This is a genomic window from Microbacterium imperiale (assembly GCF_017876655.1).
GTDB classification, from domain to species: Bacteria; Actinomycetota; Actinomycetes; order Actinomycetales; family Microbacteriaceae; genus Microbacterium; species Microbacterium imperiale.
Genome location: NZ_JAGIOK010000001.1, coordinates 1,201,604 through 1,220,277, shown reverse-complemented (window position 1 = coordinate 1,220,277; position 18,674 = coordinate 1,201,604). Strand labels below are relative to the sequence as shown.

The 18,674-nt window shown below is 70.6% G+C and carries 15 protein-coding genes; 9 read left to right on the top strand and 6 right to left on the bottom strand.

Translation table 11 applies throughout. The features are described from left to right. Nucleotides 1–5: 5 nt before the first annotated feature. Nucleotides 6–680, top strand: coding sequence for a hypothetical protein (locus tag JOF37_RS06020; RefSeq protein WP_210006021.1), 675 nt, complete (start codon nucleotides 6–8; stop codon nucleotides 678–680). 48 nt (nucleotides 681–728) lie between these two features. Here JOF37_RS06020 and JOF37_RS06015 read toward each other — a convergent pair whose 3' ends face one another. Continuing rightward, entirely contained in the window at nucleotides 729–2,156 is a 1,428-nt protein-coding gene (locus tag JOF37_RS06015; protein WP_210006020.1) for a dihydrolipoyl dehydrogenase family protein, read from the bottom strand. A gap of 294 nt (nucleotides 2,157–2,450) precedes the next feature. Here JOF37_RS06015 and JOF37_RS06010 point away from each other — a divergent pair, with 294 nt between their 5' ends. The 8 genes from JOF37_RS06010 to JOF37_RS05975 all read left to right on the top strand — a co-directional run bounded on the left by JOF37_RS06010 (nucleotide 2,451) and on the right by JOF37_RS05975 (nucleotide 11,908). Beyond that, complete coding sequence (locus tag JOF37_RS06010; RefSeq protein ID WP_210006019.1) at nucleotides 2,451–2,744, top strand: hypothetical protein; 294 nt, start codon at nucleotides 2,451–2,453, stop codon at nucleotides 2,742–2,744. Continuing rightward, complete coding sequence (locus tag JOF37_RS06005; RefSeq protein ID WP_210006018.1) at nucleotides 2,741–4,432, top strand: alpha/beta hydrolase; 1,692 nt, start codon at nucleotides 2,741–2,743, stop codon at nucleotides 4,430–4,432. The genes JOF37_RS06010 and JOF37_RS06005 overlap by 4 nt, the downstream gene beginning before the upstream one ends. A 3-nt stretch (nucleotides 4,433–4,435) precedes the next feature. Then, the gene (locus tag JOF37_RS06000) at nucleotides 4,436–5,137 is read left to right on the top strand and encodes a hypothetical protein (RefSeq protein ID WP_210006017.1); all 702 of its coding nucleotides are present in this window, start codon (nucleotides 4,436–4,438) and stop codon (nucleotides 5,135–5,137) included. Between the two features lie 6 nt (nucleotides 5,138–5,143). Further along, nucleotides 5,144–5,869, top strand: a complete 726-nt coding sequence (locus tag JOF37_RS05995; RefSeq protein WP_210006016.1) for a hypothetical protein — start codon at nucleotides 5,144–5,146, stop codon at nucleotides 5,867–5,869. 66 nt (nucleotides 5,870–5,935) lie between these two features. Beyond that, nucleotides 5,936–7,450, top strand: coding sequence for an AlkA N-terminal domain-containing protein (locus JOF37_RS05990; RefSeq protein ID WP_210006015.1), 1,515 nt, complete (start codon nucleotides 5,936–5,938; stop codon nucleotides 7,448–7,450). Next, nucleotides 7,447–7,977 carry a methylated-DNA--[protein]-cysteine S-methyltransferase gene (locus tag JOF37_RS05985; RefSeq protein WP_210006014.1) on the top strand — a complete coding sequence of 177 codons (531 nt, stop codon included), beginning with the start codon at nucleotides 7,447–7,449 and terminating at the stop codon, nucleotides 7,975–7,977. Before JOF37_RS05990 ends, JOF37_RS05985 begins: the two co-directional genes overlap by 4 nt. Nucleotides 7,978–8,279: 302 nt before the next feature. Further along, nucleotides 8,280–10,100: an ABC transporter ATP-binding protein gene (locus tag JOF37_RS05980; RefSeq protein ID WP_210006013.1), complete on the top strand. Its 1,821-nt coding sequence runs from the start codon at nucleotides 8,280–8,282 to the stop codon at nucleotides 10,098–10,100. Next, nucleotides 10,097–11,908, top strand: coding sequence for an ABC transporter ATP-binding protein (locus tag JOF37_RS05975; RefSeq protein ID WP_210006012.1), 1,812 nt, complete (start codon nucleotides 10,097–10,099; stop codon nucleotides 11,906–11,908). The genes JOF37_RS05980 and JOF37_RS05975 overlap by 4 nt, the downstream gene beginning before the upstream one ends. 82 nt (nucleotides 11,909–11,990) lie before the next feature. Here the strand turns inward: JOF37_RS05975 and yicI are convergent, their stop codons facing one another. The 5 genes from yicI to JOF37_RS05950 all read right to left on the bottom strand — a co-directional run bounded on the left by yicI (nucleotide 11,991) and on the right by JOF37_RS05950 (nucleotide 18,600). Further along, on the bottom strand, nucleotides 11,991–14,228 hold the full coding sequence (gene yicI, locus JOF37_RS05970) for an alpha-xylosidase (protein ID WP_210006011.1): 2,238 nt from the start codon (nucleotides 14,226–14,228) through the stop codon (nucleotides 11,991–11,993). Continuing rightward, nucleotides 14,228–15,127 carry a carbohydrate ABC transporter permease gene (locus JOF37_RS05965; protein WP_210006010.1) on the bottom strand — a complete coding sequence of 300 codons (900 nt, stop codon included), beginning with the start codon at nucleotides 15,125–15,127 and terminating at the stop codon, nucleotides 14,228–14,230. The genes yicI and JOF37_RS05965 overlap by 1 nt, the downstream gene beginning before the upstream one ends. Beyond that, nucleotides 15,127–16,092 carry a carbohydrate ABC transporter permease gene (locus tag JOF37_RS05960; protein ID WP_210006009.1) on the bottom strand — a complete coding sequence of 322 codons (966 nt, stop codon included), beginning with the start codon at nucleotides 16,090–16,092 and terminating at the stop codon, nucleotides 15,127–15,129. Before JOF37_RS05960 ends, JOF37_RS05965 begins: the two co-directional genes overlap by 1 nt. Nucleotides 16,093–16,148: 56 nt before the next feature. Further along, on the bottom strand, nucleotides 16,149–17,456 hold the full coding sequence (locus JOF37_RS05955; protein WP_210006008.1) for an ABC transporter substrate-binding protein: 1,308 nt from the start codon (nucleotides 17,454–17,456) through the stop codon (nucleotides 16,149–16,151). 130 nt (nucleotides 17,457–17,586) lie between these two features. After that, on the bottom strand, nucleotides 17,587–18,600 hold the full coding sequence (locus tag JOF37_RS05950; protein WP_210006007.1) for a LacI family DNA-binding transcriptional regulator: 1,014 nt from the start codon (nucleotides 18,598–18,600) through the stop codon (nucleotides 17,587–17,589). Nucleotides 18,601–18,674 lie beyond the last annotated feature (74 nt).

The following is an 18,674-nucleotide window of genomic DNA, read 5'->3' as shown; positions in this document are numbered from 1 at the left end:
CGATCGTGACCGATACGACGGATGCCGTCACCGCGCCCGACACGTCGCCCGCACTGACCGCTCGTGCGCGCGTATCGCTTCGCGCCGCGATGGGCCTGCCGGAGAAGCCCGACTTCGTGCTCGCGCTGCCTCCGGGCTGGGTGAGGCGCGCGGTCGACGAGGCCTCGCGGGACGACCTGCAGGCGTCGGTACGGGGTCGTCTGTTGCAGGCCCATCGCCCCGACCTGTACGCGCGCCTGCGGCCGCTGCTCGACGAGGCGTTCACCGCCATGGCCGCGGCGGACGTCATCGCGATGTTCACGCCGGCCACCGGCGACGACGACGCCTTGGCCCTTCCCGCGTCGATGGTCGCCTCGACGCGCACCGCCACCGGGGAGAACCTCGACCCGCTGGTCGGGACCCTCATCCGCGACGGCGGCGCGACGCCGCTTCTCGGCGACAGGCGCTTCCTGCGCTTCGAGCGCGAGACGCGTCGCACCCTCGACGGTCAGGAGTACCTCGCCACCGAGGTCGGGTACCTGACTCCGATTCCGGGATCGCGCCGGCGGCAGGCTCTGCAGCTGACGGTGACGATCGCACGGCCGACCGGCGCGGCCGATGACGACGAGGCCATGGTGCTGATGAAGACGCTGTTCGACCTGTCGGTCTCGAGCCTGCGCTGGGAGGCGCCGGCCGGGTGATCGCGCTGGTCCGTTCCGGACGTCGCAGCGGGCGAGGCGATCTCCGGGTCAGGCGGTCGGGCGGCCGTATGTCTCGAGGAAGCGCAGCCAGACCTCGCTGAGCGTCGGGTAGGACGGCACCGCGTGCCAGAGCCGCGCGAGCGGAACCTCGCCGACGACCGCGATCGTGGCGGAGTGCAGGAGCTCGCCGACATCCGCTCCGACGAACGTCGCGCCGATGAGGACGCCGCGATCCTCGTCGACGATCGCGCGCGCCTGACCGGTGTACGCGTCCGAACGCGTGGACGCTCCCGCGATCGCCGAGAGGTCGTAGTCGAGGACCCGGATGCGGCGCCCCGCGGCGCGTGCCGACGCCTCGGTCTCGCCGATCGAGGCGACCTCGGGATCGGTGAAGGTCACCTGCGGAACGGCAGCGTGGTCGGCAGTCGCGACGTGCGCGCCCCACGGCGCGTCGTCGACGGTGCCACCGGTTGCGCGCGCGACGATCACGTCGCCCGCAGCCCGCGCCTGGTACTTGCCCTGGTGGGTGAGGAGCGCACGGTGGTTGACATCGCCGACCGCGTACAGCCAGTCCGACCCCCGCACGAGCATGGTGTCGTCGACGTCCAACCACGAGCCGGGCTCGAGGCCGACGGCATCCAGTCCGAGATCGTCCGTGCGGGGCACACGGCCTGTCGCGACGAGAACCTCGTCGGCTCGGACGTGCGTGCCGTTCGAGAGCTCGAGCTCGACCTGTCCGTCGTCGACCCGTCGGGCCGAGACGAGGCCGGTGTGCAGCAGCACCCGGGCTCCGCGGTCGGTGAGCGACTGGCCGACGAGGTCGCCGGCGAAAGGCTCCATCGGTCCGAGAAGCCGGCTGCGCGCGATGAGCGTCACGTCACTGCCGAGATCGACGAAGGCCGTGGCCATCTCGGCCGCGACGACACCGCCGCCAACGATCGCGAGCGAGCCCGGGACCTCCTGCACGGCGGTGGCCTCACGACTCGTCCAGGGCGACACCTCCGCCAGGCCGGGGACGCCGGGCAGCAGGGCGGCCGAGCCGGTGCACACCGCGACGGCGTGGTTCGCGATGAGCGTGGTGACGGCGCCGTCGGATCCGGTGACCTCGACGCGCTTCTCGCCGGCGAGGCGCCCGTGTCCGCGCACGAGGTCGACCCCGGCGCCCTGCAGCCACTCGACCTGCGACGCGTCATTCCAATCCGACGTCAGCGTGTCGCGGCGACGCAGCACACCCGCGACGTCGATCTCGCCGGTGACCGCCTGCTTCGCGCCGTCGACGGCCTTCGCCGCCCGGATCGCCGCGCCCGCCCGCAGCAGACCTTTCGACGGCATGCACGCCCAATACGAGCACTCGCCGCCGACCAGTTCGCTCTCGACGATCGCGACGCTGAGGCCGCCCTGCGCAGCTCGGTCGGCGACATTCTCTCCGACGGGACCGGCTCCGATGACGACGAGGTCGTAGGTGCGTTCGCTCATGCCGCGACGCTAACCCGGCGAGGGCCGCGGACGCCAGCGCTTGCGCGGTGGCAGCGGCGGTGCGTGCCGCGGCGATCGGATGTGCCGTGAGCAGGCTGAGCGGCGACATCCGGGCATTGCGGGGACGCTCGGTACAGCTTCAGCCTGTTGACGGCACGCCGATCAGCGCGGTGCCGACGGCGAACGCCAGCGCTTGCGCGGCGGGGAGGGGAGTTCTCCCCATCGACGCGGCGGCGAGCCCCTCATTAGCGTGTGACCGCGGCCGGAGCGAGTCGGCTTTCGAGAGAGGGCGTCATGTCGGATGTCGAGATCTACTACCACGCGCTCACGAGCGCGGCGGATGCCATCCAGACGCGCGTGTCGAGCGCGGTGATGGACAACGCCGACATCCAGGGCGACGACACCGGTGTCGAGAACCCCGCGCATCGCGTCGTGCTGCGCCTCGAGATCAACCGGCGGTTGACCGGCCTGCATCAGGCCGTGCTGGACCGCACGGGCGCGGCATCCGGGGTCGGTGCATCCCTGTCGGAGATCGCGGCCCGCTACTCGGATCTCGATGTCGAGCTGACGGGCAGGAACCAGCCGTGAGCCTCACCTCGCCCAACCGGGGCTATCCGCTGGAGCGCCTCGAAGGCAGCGCCGGGTCGATGAGCTGGTGGAGCGGCGCTTTCAGCCGAGTCGCCGGCTCGCTCGGCGACCTTCGCACCACGGTCCAGTCCGCGACCGACCTCGACGGTGTCGGCGCCTCCATAACCGCGGCCCGCGCGGACGCGCAAGAGGTCGCCAACGGGCTGGCGGCGGAGATCGCCGAGGCCGAGCTGCTCGCCGGTGTGCTGCAGCGGTACGCCGACGCGTTCTCGTCGTCCGCCGAGGCGGCGAACCGGCTCATCGACGACATCGAGTCCGCCCACGCGGCGTGGAGCTCAGCGGCCGCGGAGGCGGAGGAAGCGGCGCTGAGCGCGCTGTCGACGTCCCGCTCGGGTGAGCCCGCCGACGTCCGCCGCGCGAACGACGCGGCGCAGGATGCCGTCGCGACACGGGATGCCGCCGCCGGCGACCTCGCGGATCTGTGGGAGCAGTTCGAGAACCACTACTCCGCTTGGGACACCGCCTACGACGCCGCGCTCGCCGAGCTCGCCGGCGGTGCGGGGCCGGCGATGACATCGGAGGCGAGGAGTCTGCTCGAGCAGCTGCTCGCGGCGGATACGCCGCAAGCGGTGCTGGAGCTGTGGCTCGCGCATGAGAAGCTGCAGAAGGAGCTCAAGCTCGCGCATCCCGACATCATCGGCAATCTCGACGGCATTCCCTACGACGTGCGGGCTGACGTGAACAGCCACCGGCTCGAGGCGCTGTACAGCTCCCATCCGACCGGAGAGTTCGGCGAGCAGATCGAGGCGCTGTGGAACACCCTCGCCCAGGGTGGATCGCACGCCAGCTTGATCTCGTTCGATCCCGACGGCTCGGCACAGGTGACGGCAGCTATCGCGTACGGCGACCTGGCGACCGCGACCGACATCAACGTCCTCGTGCCGGGGATGCTCTCCAACGTCACGGGCATGGGCGAGTGGGGCGACTCCGCTCGGGCGCTCAATGCCGCCGGACCGGGCATCGCGAGCGTCGTGTGGTTCGGGTACGACTCGCCGACCGTGGCCGAGGAGCCCTCCATGCAGCGGGCGAACGATGGCGCGCCGGCCCTGCGGTCCTTCCTGCTCGGTCTCGACGCGGTCCACCCCGCGTCCGAGAAGGCGGTGATCGCGCACTCCTACGGCAGCACGACCGCGGCGCTGGCGATCGGGTCGCGCCCCGACGGGCTCGGGGTCGACCAGTTCATCGCGGTCGGGTCGGCGGGGTTCCCGAGCGACCCCGAGGTGCTGTCGAACCTCGAGAACGCCGAGGGGTTGCGCACCTACGCGACGTTGTCGGAGAACGACGCGTGGGCGCGCATCGGACGCGACACGAGCTGGGGCGGCGCGCACGGCACCGTTCCCGAGACCCTTCCGGGGGTGACGGAGTTCGGCAGCGACGGTGGAAGCGCCGACGGCGTCGACCTCGCCCCGACACCCGGTCACGCGTCACACGATGGCGGCAACGGGCCGCTTCCGTCCGGAGACGGCGAGGGGTACCTCGTGGAAGGATCGGAGTCGTTCTACAACATCCAGCAGATCATCCTGACCGGCGAGCCCGGGACGGAGATGGACGGCGACGGCAGCGAGCGCGGCTTCTGGGACCTGCCCGATTGGCTGGAGTGGCTGCCCGTTGACCCTTACCGGACGTGACAGATGAGATCGACCACGCGGATGACGATGACGGCGCTCGCCGTCGGATTGGTGTTGACGATGAGCGGATGCGGCGGCCAGAGCGATCCCGGATCGACCGGAGGCACGGGAGAGGGCGGCGCCGGTGAGACGTACGCCCAGGCGGAGGGGCGTTTCACCACGATGGCGACCGGGGTGCACTCGGTGATCATGGCCATCGAGCCGACGGAGTGGAGCGTCGTCGACGGCGCATACGGCGCTCATCCGACGGGGTGCCAGTCGGGCCTCAGCGAAGAGGGCGGGTACCGTCTTGTCGCCGTCCGCGGTCTCGAGCTGCCCGGTCGTGATCCGCTCGATGTCGCCGCGGCGGCGTCCGAGGCCTTCGCCTCTCTCGGTATCGAGAGCGTCACGACGGACCGGGGCCAGGCGGACGCCCGCGAGGTGACCGTCGTCGCGGAGGGCGGCATCGCCGAACGCACCGTCGTGACCATCCGCCCGGCGACGGGCCAGGTGCGGGTCTCGTCCCAGACGGAGTGCGCGCCCGGCTCGGCGCACGACCTTGCGACCGAGGTGTTCGCCGAGGAGCGGTTGCCCGCGGACGTCTGGCGCCGGCTCCCCGCCTTCGATGGCCCCGATTCCGAGCCGTCGTTCTCGTTCCCCGCGGGCGGGCCGATGTACTACGACGAAGCCGGCAACCCCCTGCAGCCGCAGCCCACCGGCGACTGAGAGCCCGTGCGCCCAGGTCACCGTCTCGCCGTCGTCGCGACGATCGTCGCCGCCGCGGCTCTGACGGGTGCGTGCGCCGGCATGCCGCGCGTGCCAGCCGGCGAGGCGGAAAGCGCCCAGGATCAGCGCGCCGCGGATCTCTACATCCGGGCGCGCGAGCAGTTCACGACGATGGCGGACGAGCTGCACACGGTGATCATGGCGATCAAGCCGACGGACTGGCGGGTCGATCAGGGGCAGTACGGAGCGCGCCCGAGCGGGTGTCAGGTGGGCGTGAGCTCGGCCACCGGGTACTCCTTCACCGCGGTGCGCGCGATCGAGCTGCCGGGTCGGGATGCCGCGGAGGTCGCGTCTGCGGCATCCGACGCATTCACCGAGCTCGGCGTGGACGCGGACGCCGTCGAGCGAGGCTCCGGGGACGCCCGGGAGGTGACCGTCGTGGGGCAGAGCGACACCGCCCGTACCGTGGTCGTCATCCGCCCCGTCGATGGCCGCGTGCTCGTTACCAGCGAGACGGCATGCGCGGCCGGGTCGATCTCGGACATCCTCACGACGATGTTCGGCGAGGAGCTGTATCCGGATGACGTCTGGCGGCGGCTCCCCGCCACCGAGGGGCCGTCGTCGGTGCCGCAGTTCTTCTTCCCGCCCGACGGCCCGGTCTATTACGACGAGACCGGCGTGCCCCTTCAGCCGCAGCCGCTTGTGACCGATCCTCCGATTCCGGCCCGCTGATCGCGTCATCAGGGTCGTGTCCGATTTCCGCGAGCCGGGGTCGGTGGGGCGTGTCAGGCTGAAGGCATGACGATTGCTGCGATGGGCTTCGACGAGCGCTACCGCGCCATCGACGCCCGCGACACCCGTTTCGACGGGCAGTTCGTCACCGCCGTGCGTTCGACCGGGATCTACTGCCGGCCGAGCTGCCCCGCCCGCACCCCCAAGCCCGCGAACGTCACCTTCTACCCGACGAGCGCGGCCGCGCATGAGGCCGGCTATCGCGCGTGCAAGCGCTGCCTGCCCGAGGCGACGCCCGGTTCGCCGCAGTGGAACCTCCGCGGCGACCTCGCCGCGCGTGCGATGCGTCTCATCGCCGACGGCGTCGTCGATCGCGAGGGCGTGCCCGGGCTGGCATCCCGTCTCGGCTACTCGTCGCGCCACCTCACCCGGCTGCTGACGGCGGAGCTCGGTGCGGGGCCGCTCGCCCTCGCGCGAGCCCATCGCGCCCATACCGCGCGCACTCTGCTCGTCGAGACCGACCTGCCGATCGCCGACGTCGCCTTCGCATCGGGGTTCGCGAGCGTACGGCAGTTCAACGAGACGATCGGCGAGGTCTTCGCGGTGCCTCCCGGCCAGCTGCGCGCACGCCGGCAGGCGGGGGAGCGTGCGGCCGGCCGCATCGACCTCGTGCTGCCGGTTCGTGAACCGTTCGACGCCGCGGGTCTGTTCGGCTGGATGCGGGCGCACGCGATCCCCGGGGTCGAGTCGGGCGACGAGCGGTCGTTCGCGCGCGTGATCCGGCTCTCGGGTGGACCGGCGTGGTTCGAGGTGCGCCAGGATGACGCGGGGCGCGTGCGTCTGCGCGCCGAGCTCGCGTCGCTGCCCGACCTCTCGGCCCTCATCGCGCGGGTGCGCCGGCTCTTCGACCTCGACGCCGACCCGACCGCGATCGACGAGGCGCTCGCCCGGCATCCCGAGCTCACCCCGCTCGTCGCACGGATCCCGGGTGTGCGACTTCCCGCCGCGATCGACGCCGACGAGATGCTCATCCGCGCCATGATCGGGCAGCAGATCAGCGTCGCCTCGGCCCGCACCGTGCAGGGCCGGCTGACCGCCGCACTCGGCGAGCCCGTCGAGACCGCGGCAGGACCGGCCGTCCTCTTCCCGACGATGCGGGCGATCGCCGAACACGGTGCCGACGTCCTGCGCGGTCCCGGCGCTCGCATCCGGGCTATCGTCGGGGCGGCCACCGCGCTCGCCGACGGGTCGCTGCGCCTGTCGCCCGGCGACGACACGCACGAGCAGCGCGCCGCCTTGCTCGCCCTGCCCGGCATCGGCCCCTGGACCGCCGACTACGTGCGGATGCGGGTGCTCGGCGACCCCGACATCCTGCTGCCCGGCGATGTGGCGGCCCGAGCAGGCGCTGCGGCCGCCGGCATCCCGGCCGGGCCGGCAGAGCTCGTCGCGTGGGCCGAACGCGCAGCCCCGTGGCGCAGCTACCTCATGGCGCACCTCTGGTACGCCGCCCCCGTCACCCAGGCCTGGCGCGAGAGCGCGACCGCGCCGACCCTCTCTCCGCCCCGAAAGGCCCGAGCATGACCGACACCGTCGACGTTCCGACCGCGACCGACACGGCTCTCATCGAGACCGTGGCGACTCCCGACGGCTCCTTCACGATCCTCGAGGCGCACGGGGTGGTGCTCGCGTCGGGCTGGACTTCCGACCCCGCCGCCATCCTCGACCGCCTGCGCCCCGCCGCCCGCCCCGCGCGCGTCGTCGACGGACGCACGGATGCCGCCGCGGCGGTCGCCGCGTACTACGCCGGGGATCTCGCGGCGATAGGCGCCGTCCCGGTGCGCCAGCCCGGCACGGTGCTGCAGAGCGCCGGCTGGGAGGCGCTCCGCCGCATCACGCCGGGCGAGCCGCTGACCTACACCGGCTTCGCCGCGGCGCTCGGGTCGCCCGGTGCCGTGCGTGCGGCGGCATCCGTCTGCGCGCGCAATGCTGCGGCGCTGTTCGTGCCCTGCCACCGGGTGCTCCGTACCGGCGGTGCGCTCGGCGGCTTCGCGTGGGGCGTCGAAGTCAAGCGGAGCCTGCTGGCCCGTGAGGCGCGGGTGCGAGGCTGACCCCCGCGCGGTCGGCCCTTGTATTCAGCGAACACTCAGGTATAGCCTGGAGGGCTCCCGTGCGTGTCGCGGGTGCCCTGTCCGCTCGACCCCAGGAGGAAGCCATGTCCCCGGCCATCGTCATCACGAAGTCCGTCGCTTCCCTCATCGCGGCCGACGGACGCCCCGCTCGCGCAGGAAACGTCCGGTAGTTCCGGGAAGCGCACCGCCGCTTCCGACGTTCCTCCCCTCGGGCCCCGGCCCACTTCGACGCGCTCGCGCGTCCCGCGCCCTTCGGCATCCGCTCGACACACCTCAGGATCATGACCTCCTCGACGCCTTCCCGTCTGTCCACTCCGCGCGCGCTCGCGCGGCTGCTGCCCTTCGCCAAGCCGGTGCTGCCACGCCTGAGCCTCGGCTTCGTCAGCGCGCTCATCGCGAGCCTTCTGGCGCTCGGCATCCCGCTCGTCCTCGAGGTGATCGTCGGGCCCGAGGGCCCGATCGCGTCGGGCGACCCGTGGCTCATCGTGCTCGGCGCGGGTGCCGTGCTCGCCCTCGGCCTCTTCGAAGCGCTCATGGTCTGGGCTCGCCGCTGGTTCGTGCTCGCGCCCGCCACGAAGGTCGAGTACGAGCTGCGCACCGACTTCTACGCGCGCCTGCAGCGCCTGCCCGTCGCCTTCCACGACCGGTGGCAGTCGGGTCAGCTGCTCAGCCGCATGATGCAGGACATCAGCCTCATCCGCCGCTGGCTCGCCTTCGGCATCGTGCTGCTGGTCGTCAACATGGTGACGATCGTCGTGGGCTCGATCATCCTCTTCCGGTGGCACTGGCTGCTCGGCACGATCTTCGTCGTCGTGTCGGCGCCGCTGTGGATCGCGGGCTTCGTCTTCGAGAAGCGCTACGGCATGCTCTCGCGACAGAGCCAGGATCAGGCCGGCGACCTGGCCACCGCGGTCGAGGAGTCGGTGCACGGCATCCGGGTGCTCAAGGCATTCGGTCGGGGCGCTCACGCGCTGCAGAAGTTCACACGGCAGGCCGAGACGCTCCGCGAGACCGAGGTCAAGAAGGCCCGGGCCGTCGGGTGGATCTGGTTCTGGCTCGTGCTGCTGCCCGACATCGCTTTCGCGCTGTGCCTCGGCGCCGGCATCTACCTCGTGCAGGCGGGGGAGCTGGGGGTCGACTCGCTCATCGCCTTCTTCGCGATGGCGACGATCCTGCGCTGGCCGGTCGAGTCGATCGGCTTCCTCTTCTCGTTCCTCGTCGACGCGCGCACCGCGACCGACCGCATCTTCGAGGTCTTCGACGAGCAGAACACGATCGTCGACCCCGAGAGCCCGACGATCATCGCGCACCCGCGCGGCGAGCTCGTCTTCGAGGGTGCCCGCTTCCGGTACCAGGACGCCCCCGAGAGCGAGCGCGACCTGCTCGACGGCATCGACCTCGCGCTGCGGCCGGGGGAGACGATGGCGCTGGTCGGCCTGACGGGCTCGGGCAAGACGACGCTCACGACGCTGCCCGGGCGCCTGTACGACGTCACGGGAGGCCGTGTGCTGCTCGACGGCGTGGACGTGCGCGACCTCCGGCTCACCGAGCTGCGGCGCCACGTCGGCATGGCCTTCGAGGATGCGACGCTCTTCTCGCAGACCGTGCGCGAGAACATCCTGCTCGGGCGCGAAGACCTCGAGCGCGGATCCGCCGAGGCCGAACGCGTCCTCCGCGAGGCGCTCGCGGTGGCGCAGGCGACCTTCGTCGACGACCTGCCCGACGGTGTCGACACCGTGATCGGCGAAGAGGGGCTCAGCCTGTCGGGCGGCCAGCGGCAGCGTCTGGCGCTCGCCCGTGCCGTCGCGGCGCGCCCCGCCGTGCTCGTCCTCGATGACCCGCTGTCGGCGCTCGACGTCGACACCGAGGCGCTCGTCGAGGACGCGCTGCGCGAGGTGCTCGCCGACACGACCGCGCTGATCGTCGCGCACCGTCCCTCGACGGTTACCCTCGCCGACCGCGTCGCGCTGCTCGAGGAGGGGCGCGTCACGGCGGTGGGCACGCACTCCGAGCTGCTGCGCACGAGCGAGCACTACCGACACGTCATCTCGAGCCTCGAGGACGAACACGAACGACGCGACGAAAGGGAGGTGACCCTGTGAGCACCGTCACCGGGACGAGCGGCGAGGACCGCTCCGACTACACCCGCGAGGAGAGCCGCGAGATCCGGCGCCGTTCGCTGCGCCTGCTCGGGTCGCTCGTCTCGCCGCTGCGCATGCAGCTCGCGCTCGCCGCCGTCGTGCTCGTCGTCTCCACCGCGCTGCGCGTGGCAGGTCCCGCGCTCGTCGGCTGGGGAATCGCCAACGCGCTGCCGGCGGTGCAGACCGAGGCGGATTGGATGCCGACGATCCTGGTGGTCGCCGTCTTCCTGGCCACGGGCATCGGCGGGGCGGCGCTTATCGGCTGGTACGCCGTCGTCGCGGCGCGCCTGACGCAGGCGGTCATGATCGATCTGCGCAAGCGCATCTTCCGCCACACGCAGCGGCTGAGCCTCGAGTTCCACGAGTCGTACACGTCGGGGCGCATCATCTCGCGTCAGACGAGCGACCTCGACACGATCCGGGAGCTCCTCGACGGCGGTCTGAACGAGCTGGTCTCGGGCCTGCTGTACGGCGGATTCACGCTCGTCGCGCTGCTGTTGCTGGACTGGCAGTCGGGCGTCATCCTCGCCGTTATGGGCATCCCGCTGTTCCTGCTCATGCGCTGGTTCTACCTGCGCTCGCAGGTCGTGTACCGCGAGTCGCGCGTGATCAGCGCGAAGGTGATCGTGAAGTTCGTCGAGTCGATGACCGGCATCCGCGCCGTCAAGGCATTCCGCAAGGAGCCGGCGAACGACGAGGAGTTCGGCGCTCTGTCGAGCGACTACCGCGACGTGAACATGCGCTCGATCCGCCTCTTCGGCACGTTCGAGCCGGCGCTCATGGCCGTGGCATCCGTGTCACTCGCCCTCGTGCTGGCGTGGGGCGGATTCCGGGTGGTCGAGGGCACGCTGAGCCTCGGGTTCCTGCTGTCAGCGGTCCTCTACGTGCGGAACTTCTTCGCGCCGATGCAGGAGGTCGCCTTCTTCCTCAACTCGTACCAGTCGGCCACCGCCGCGCTCGAGAAGGTGTCGGGCGTGCTCGAGGAGGACCCGACGGTGCCCGACCCGACGGATCCGGTCGAGCTGCGCGAGGCCCGCGGGCACCTGCGCTTCGAGGACGTGACCTTCGGATACTCGGATGCTGTGACGATCCTGCCCGACTTCGCGCTCGACATGCCCGCGGGGCAGACGATCGCGCTCGTCGGCACGACCGGCGCTGGCAAGTCGACGCTCGCCAAGCTCGTCGCGCGGTTCTACGACCCCACGAAGGGCCGCGTCACGCTCGACGGCGTCGACCTGCGCCGGCTGCATCCGAAGGACCTGCGCCGCGCGATCGTCATGGTCACGCAGGAGGCGTACCTGTTCAGCGGAACGGTCGCCGACAACATCGCCCTCGGCAAGCCCGACGCGACGATGGACGAGATCCGGGCCGCGGCGCGCGCGGTGGGCGCGCACGAGTTCATCGAGCGGCTGCCCGACGGCTACGCCACCGACGTCAACAAGCGCGGCGGTCGGGTGTCGGCGGGGCAGCGTCAGCTGATCTCGTTCGCCCGCGCCTTCCTCGCCGACCCCGCGGTGCTGATCCTCGACGAGGCGACGGCGTCGCTCGACATCCCGAGTGAACGGCAGATCCAGGAGGCCCTGGGCACGCTGCTGGCCGACCGGACGGCGATCATCATCGCGCACCGCCTGTCGACGGTGGCGATCGCCGACCGCGTGCTCGTGATGGAGCACGGCCGCATCATCGAAGACGACACTCCCGCGGCCCTCATCGCCGGCACCGGCAAGTTCGCGCAGCTGCATGCCGCCTGGCGCGAGTCGCTGGTCTGAGTTCACGCCGAGAACGCACCGCCCCGGGAACGTACCGGGCGGTGCGTTCTCGGCGTGACGGTGCGTTCTCGGTGGCGGTGGCTCAGCCGGTGACGTCGGCGAGGTCGACTGTGAAGGTCTCGGCGCGGCCCTCGGGGGTCGTCACCGTCACCTCGCGGGCGCCGGAGCCTCCCGCGAACACCCGCAGCGTGAGGCCGTCGAGATAGTCGTAGTCCGGCCGGTCGGTGCGGGCACCCCACGGGATGACCGCGCCGGGACGGGCGTACAGCGGCAGCGAGAAGACGTCGTGCGTCTCGCGCCGCCAGCTGCCGCCCTCGACCGTCTCGCCCGTGAGCAGGTTCGTCCACGTGCCCGCGGGCAGATAGAACTCGACCTCGCCGTCCGCCGACATGACCGGCGCCACGAGCAGCTCCGAGCCCAGCATGAACTGGCGGTCCAGGTAGCTGGTGGCCGGGTCGTCCGGGAACTCGATCTGCAGCGGACGGAAGACGGGGATGCCCGTGGCCGCCGCCTCGCGTCCCGCCTGGTACAGGTAGGGCATGAGCTGCAGCTTCAGTTGGGTGAATCGCCGCGTGACCTCGACCGCCTCGTCGTCGAAGTTCCAGGGGACGCGGTACGAGCTCGACCCGTGGAAGCGGCTGTGGGTGCTCAGGAGGCCGAAGGCGGTCCAGCGCTTGTAGACGAGCGGGTCGGGTGTGCCCTCGAAGCCGCCGATGTCGTGGCTCCAGTGCGCGAAGCCGCTGAAGGCGAGCGACAGCCCGCCGCGCAGCGTCTCGGCCATGGACGGGAACGTCGAGGTGTTGTCGCCGCCCCAGTGGACGGGCATCTGCTGCCCGCCCGCGGTCGCGGATCGCGCGAAGAGCACGGCCTCGCCCTCGCCGCGGGCATCGACGAGCACGTCGTGCACCGCGTGGTTGTACAGCTGCGTGTAGAGGTTGTGCATCCGCTCGGGGTCGGATCCGTCGGCCCAGACGACCTCGACGGGGATGCGCTCGCCGAAGTCCGTCTTGAAGCAGTCGACGCCCTGGTCGACGAGGGCACGCAGTTTGCCCTGGTACCAGGCCGTGGCATCCGGATTCGTGAAATCCACCAGTCCCATCCCGGCCTGCCACTTGTCCCACTGCCACACCGTGCCGTCGGGGCGCCGCACGAGGTATCCGGCCTCGGCCGCTTCGGCGAACAGGGGCGAGCGCTGGGCGATGTACGGATTGATCCAGACGCTCACCCGGAGGTCTTTGGCGTGCAGGCGTTCGAGCATGCCGTCGGGATCGGGGAAGACCCGCGGGTCCCACACGAAATCGCACCAGTTGAACTCGCGCATCCAGAAGCAGTCGAAGTGGAAGACCGAGACGGGCAGCTCGCGCCGGGCCATCTCGTCGATGAACGACGTCACCGTCGCCTCGTCGTAGTCGGTCGTGAACGACGTCGACAGCCACAGGCCGTAGGACCAGGCGGGTACGACCGCCGCGCGGCCGGTCAGCGCGGTGTAGCGGGCCAGGACGTCCTTCGGGGTGGGGCCCGCGAACACGAGATACTCGAGCGCCTCACCCGAGACGGCGAACTGCACACGCTCGACCGCCTCCGAGCCGACCTCGAACGACACATGCCCGGGGTCGTTCACGAGGACGCCGTAGCCGGCGCTCGTGAGGTAGAACGGGATGTTCTTGTAGGCCTGCTCGCTCGAGGTGCCGCCGTCGGCGTTCCAGATGTCCACGCTCTGCCCGTTCTTCACGAGCGGGCCGAATCGCTCGCCGAGTCCGTACACGAGCTCCCCGACGCCCAGGTCGAGCTGTTCGCGGACGTAGCTCGCCGCCCGGGGCAGGTTCATGCCGCTGACGGCCTCGCCCGGCATCCCCGGGTCGACCTGCGCATCGTCCGCGATGCCGAACCACGCCGGGGCGCGGAAGCCGCTGCCGGTGATGCGCCGGCCGTCGACGTCGAAGTCGAGGCTCCACGGTGCGCCGCGGCGGATACGGGCGGTGAGCGGTCCGCTCCGCAGCACGCCTTCATCGCGGGTGACGGATGCCGCACCGGCGCCGCCGGCCACAGCTCCCGGCAGCGCGAAGCCGTCGTGCCGACGCCCGCCGACGTGACGCTCGATCCGCACCCGCACCACGCCCTCGAGGGGAGAGGACAGCGTGACGGTGAGCACGGGCCGGTTCAGGGTGTCACCGCGCCGACCGATGATCGCGGTCGTCGCCGTGACGACGACGGCGTCGCCGTCGGTCGGATGAGAGCCGGGGTCGATGTCGTAGGCCTCTTGCGCGTAGAGCGGGCTGACGCCCGGGCGCAGCTGCCAGAAACCATCGGTGAACTTCATTACTTGACTGCTCCTGCGGTGATGCCCCGGGTGAGGGTGCGTTGGAAGACGAGGAAGAAGATGAGCGTCGGGATGATGCCGAGCAACGCCGACGCGCTCGTGGTCGTCACGTCCATGAGCCGGTCGCCCTGCAGCACGCTGATCGCCACGGGAACCGTCTGGTTCGCGTTGCTGGCCAGGAAGGTCAGCGGAATGAGGAACTCGTTCCAGGTCCAGATGAAGAAGAAGATCAGCAGCACCGACAGGGTGGGGCGGCTGATCGGGAAGACCACGCGCCACAGGATCTGCCACCGGCTGGCGCCGTCGAGGGATGCCGCTTCGAGCACCTCTTTCGGGAAGGTGCCGTACACGGAGCTCAACAGGTAGGTGCCGAACGCCGCCTGCACCACGCCGAAGATGATGATGACCGACCACACGTTGTCGTAGAGGCCGACCTCTTTGAACATGTAGTACAGCGGGTACAGCAGCGCCTCTTGCGGCAGCAGGTTGGCGAGCAGGAAGAGCAGCACGATCGAGGTGCGGTACTTCACGCGGCCGATGCCGATCGCGAAGGCGTTCAGCATCGAGATGAGCACCGCGAGGACGGCCACGACGCCCGAGATGAAAAGAGAGTTCCAGACCTTCTCGGGGAAGTTCACGCGCTCCCAGAAGCGGCCGAGACCGGTGAAGTCGAGCGCCTGGGGGAGCGCGAGGGCACCCGAGGTGGCGTAGTCCGTGGGTGACTTGAAGGAGTTCACGACGACGAGGTAGAACGGCGCGAGCACCGCGAGGGCGCCGAGCGCGACGAGAGCGACGACGATCCAGTCGCGTCCGCGGGGCCGCGTCATCCCGCCGCGCGGGCGGGTCCGTCGCGGCGTGGAACGTGCCGTGACCGGGGGAAGCAGAGTGGAGGTCGCCATCACAGGCCCGCCCTTTCCTTGCGCTCGAGCGAGTTCTGGACGCGCACGAAGATGATCGACACGATCACGACGAGGATCGTGAGCACCGTCGCGATCGTCGCGCCGTAGCCGACGTCGCGCTTGGTGAAGAACTCCTGGTAGGCGTAGTACGCCGGCACGAGCGTCGAGCCGGCGGGGCCGCCGCGGGTGATGACGTAGACCGGGCCGAAGACCTTCAGGGCCGCGATCGTGCATGTGAGGGTGACGACGAAGATCTCGGGCCGGATGATGCTCATGGTGATCGCGACGAAGCGCTGCCCCCAGTTCGCGCCGTCGAGCTCGGCGGCCTCGTACAATTCGGGGTCCACGCGCTGCAGTGCAGCCATGAAGACCACGACCGGGTAGCCGATCTGCACCCAGACGAGCACGACCATCAGGACGATCAGGGCGGAGGGCATCTGCCCGAGCCAGTCGATCGGGCCGATGCCGACGATCCCGAGGACCTGGTTCAGGGCCCCGTCACCGCCGGGGCGGACGATCCAGCCGATCACGATGCCTGCGACGGCGGCGGGGAGGATCTGCGGCAGGTAATAGGTGGCCCGCAGGAAACTCGCGACCTTGCCGCCGAACTTGCGCCCGATGACGTCGAACAGCGCCGCGGCGACGAAGAGGCCGACGACGGTCGGGACCACGACCATGGCCAGCACCATCCACACGGAGTTGGCGAACGAGGTCCAGAAGTCCTCGTCGACGAGGATCGCCGCCCAGTTCTCGAGACCGATGAACTCGGGTGTGCCGACACCGCGCCAGTCGGTGAAGGTGAGGAGCAGGTTCCAGACGAGCGGGACGATGATGATGACGACGAGCAGCGCGAAACCGGGCAGCAGATACAGCCAGTAGCCGGCGCGGCCGGTGCCGCGCTGCGGGATGGACGGCTCCTCGGGCGGGAGCGAGGTGCGCAGGGCGCGCGTTTCGGTGACGGTCATGAGTGACTCCGGGGTCGGGGGAGGGACGGATGCGGCATCCGTCCCTCCCGATCGGATCAGCGGTAGTCCGCCGTGCCTTCGTCGTACTGCTCGCCGAGGTTCGCGGCCGTGGTCGCGGCATCCTGGGCGCCGGTCACCAGCCCCTGCAGCTCCTGGACGAGGACGTCGTAGAAGCCGGGCGCGGGCCAGTCCGGGTAGAACGAGAGGCCGTCGTCATCGAGGATGCCGTTGAAGGTCTCGATGAGCGCAGCGCTCTTCTCGTCGGTGATGTCGGCCGCGTCGGCCGCCACCGGGACGCCGCCGTTGTTGCCGATGATCGCCTGGATCTCGGGACGCATCGTGATGTCGATGAACTCGTACGCGAGGTCGGCGTTCGCGGCGTTGGCCGGGACGACCCACAGGTTGCCCGACGAACCGAGCGAGAGCTGCGACTCGGGGAACGACTCGAGCGACCAGTCGAATCCGGTCGCCTCGGTGACGAAGCGGCCGTACCACCACGAGCCCGACACGAAGATGGGCGAGGTGCCGTTGATGAACGACACGCCCGCGTCCTCGGCGACGACGGACGAGACGTCCTTCGCGATGTAGCCCTTGTCGACGTACTCGGCGAGGGTCTCGGTCGCGTAGGTCACCTCGGGTCCCGACCAGTCGACGGGGTTCTCGTAGAGCTGGTAGTCGTCGACGAACGACCGGTCGGCCTGGGAGAGCGCCAGCTGGTACCAGAGCTGTCCGAGCGGGTATTCGGCGCCCGCTTCGGCCAGCGGGGTCACACCGCGCGCGACGAACGCGTCGAGGACGCTCACGAACTCGTCGTACGTGGTGGGGACCTCGAGCCCGGCCTCCGCGAACATGTCGAGGTTGTAGTACACGCCCACGAACTCGCCGTAGTTCGGGATGCCGTACCAGGCGTCGCCGCCCATCACGCCGTCCTCGCTGTACTTCGCCGTCGTCTGCAGCGAGGGCGCGAGCTTGTCTGCCCAGCCGTACTCGTCGACCGCGTCGGAGATGTCGGAGATCAGGCCGGTGCTGGCCAGGAACCCCGCGGTCGCGTTGCCCTTGTTGAACTCCATGAGGTCGGGCGCCGCGTCGGTGTCGAGCACCTGGCTCGCGGTCTTCTGGATCTGCTCGAAGGACTTCTCCTCGAACTCGACGGTCGCGCCGGTCTCCTCTTCGAAGATCCGGATCGCCTCGTCCCAGGCTTTGCCCATCGCGCTGTCGGCGCTCTCGTAGTGCCACAGGCGCAGGGTGTCGCCGTCACCTCCGGCGTCGCCGCCGCCGCTGCTGCAGCCGGCCAGCGCGAGGCCGGCGGCGGAGAGGGCGGCGACCGCGGAGAGGGTTGCGGCGCGTCGTGTCGTGCGTGCCATCGTTGGCACTCCTTTCTCGATGACCAGGACGGTCGGTACTTTCGGTGGGTGGTGCGGAAGGGTGAACGGATCCGCGCCATCGTCGAAGCGCTTCGACGATGGGCGTGAAGGAACAGCCGCCGTGCGGACGTCAGGCCGGAGGGGCGGCGACGGAGCCGACCGAGCGGTACTCGGGCGGGATCAGATGGAGGACGGGCGCGCAACTGGCATCGTGCAGGCGCGCGAGGGCGAGGTCGACGGCGGCGTCGCACGAGACCGCCGGCACCAGGGGGATCGTGTCGAGCGGTGTCGACAGTCGAGTGGCGTCGAAGACCGAGGCCACGGAGATGACCGAGACGTCGCGCCCCACCAGGAGTCCGCGTTCGGCGATGGTCGCGAGGACGACCTCGTGAGTGTCCTCGGCCGCGTGCAGGATGAACGCCGTCGCGCCCTCGTCGATGGCGGCCGTGGTCGCGGCGCGGACGACGGCCGGCTCGGTCGCGGTCGCGCCCGCTGCCGTGAACGTGTGACGGATGCCGCGTGCGTCGGCGCGGGCGGCGGCCGCCGCCCGCACGCGGGGCGGGAAGTTCGATGCGCGGTAGGCGACCTCGCTCTGCCCGATCATCGCGACGTGGCGGTGGCCCGTGTCCGTGAGGCGGTCGACGGCGAGTTCGGCGGCCGCCTCGAAATCGAGGTCGACGCAGTCCAGGCCGGCGTGGTCGTCGGGGATCCCGATGAACACCGTCGGAATGCGGATCGACCGCGCGATCTCGACCCGCGCGTCGTCGGGCGCCACGTCGAGAACGAGGATCGCGTCGACCAGGTCGCTCGCGGCGACGCGGCGCATGCCCGTCGAGGCTTCCTCATCCGTCAGGAGCAGGATGTCGTAGTCGCGGCGTCGCGCCGCCACCGACGCCGCCAGGACGAAAGCCATGTGCGTCGGCGCGTGCGTGTCGGCGCGCAGCGGTTCGGTGAGCGCGAAGATCTGGGTGCGGCGTCCGGCCAGCGCCCGCGCCCCGGCGTGCGGCTCGTAGCCGAGCTCACGCGCCGCCTCCTCGACCCGGCGACGGGTCTCGGCAGAGATCGAGCGCTTGCCGCTCAATGCGTACGACACGGTCGAGATCGACACGCGAGCAGCTGCCGCCACCTCGTCGATGCGAGCCATGTCCACCTCTTCGTCGATCGCGGATCAGAACGCCGAGCCCATTCTCGAAGCGTTTCGACAGCGAGTGTACGTCC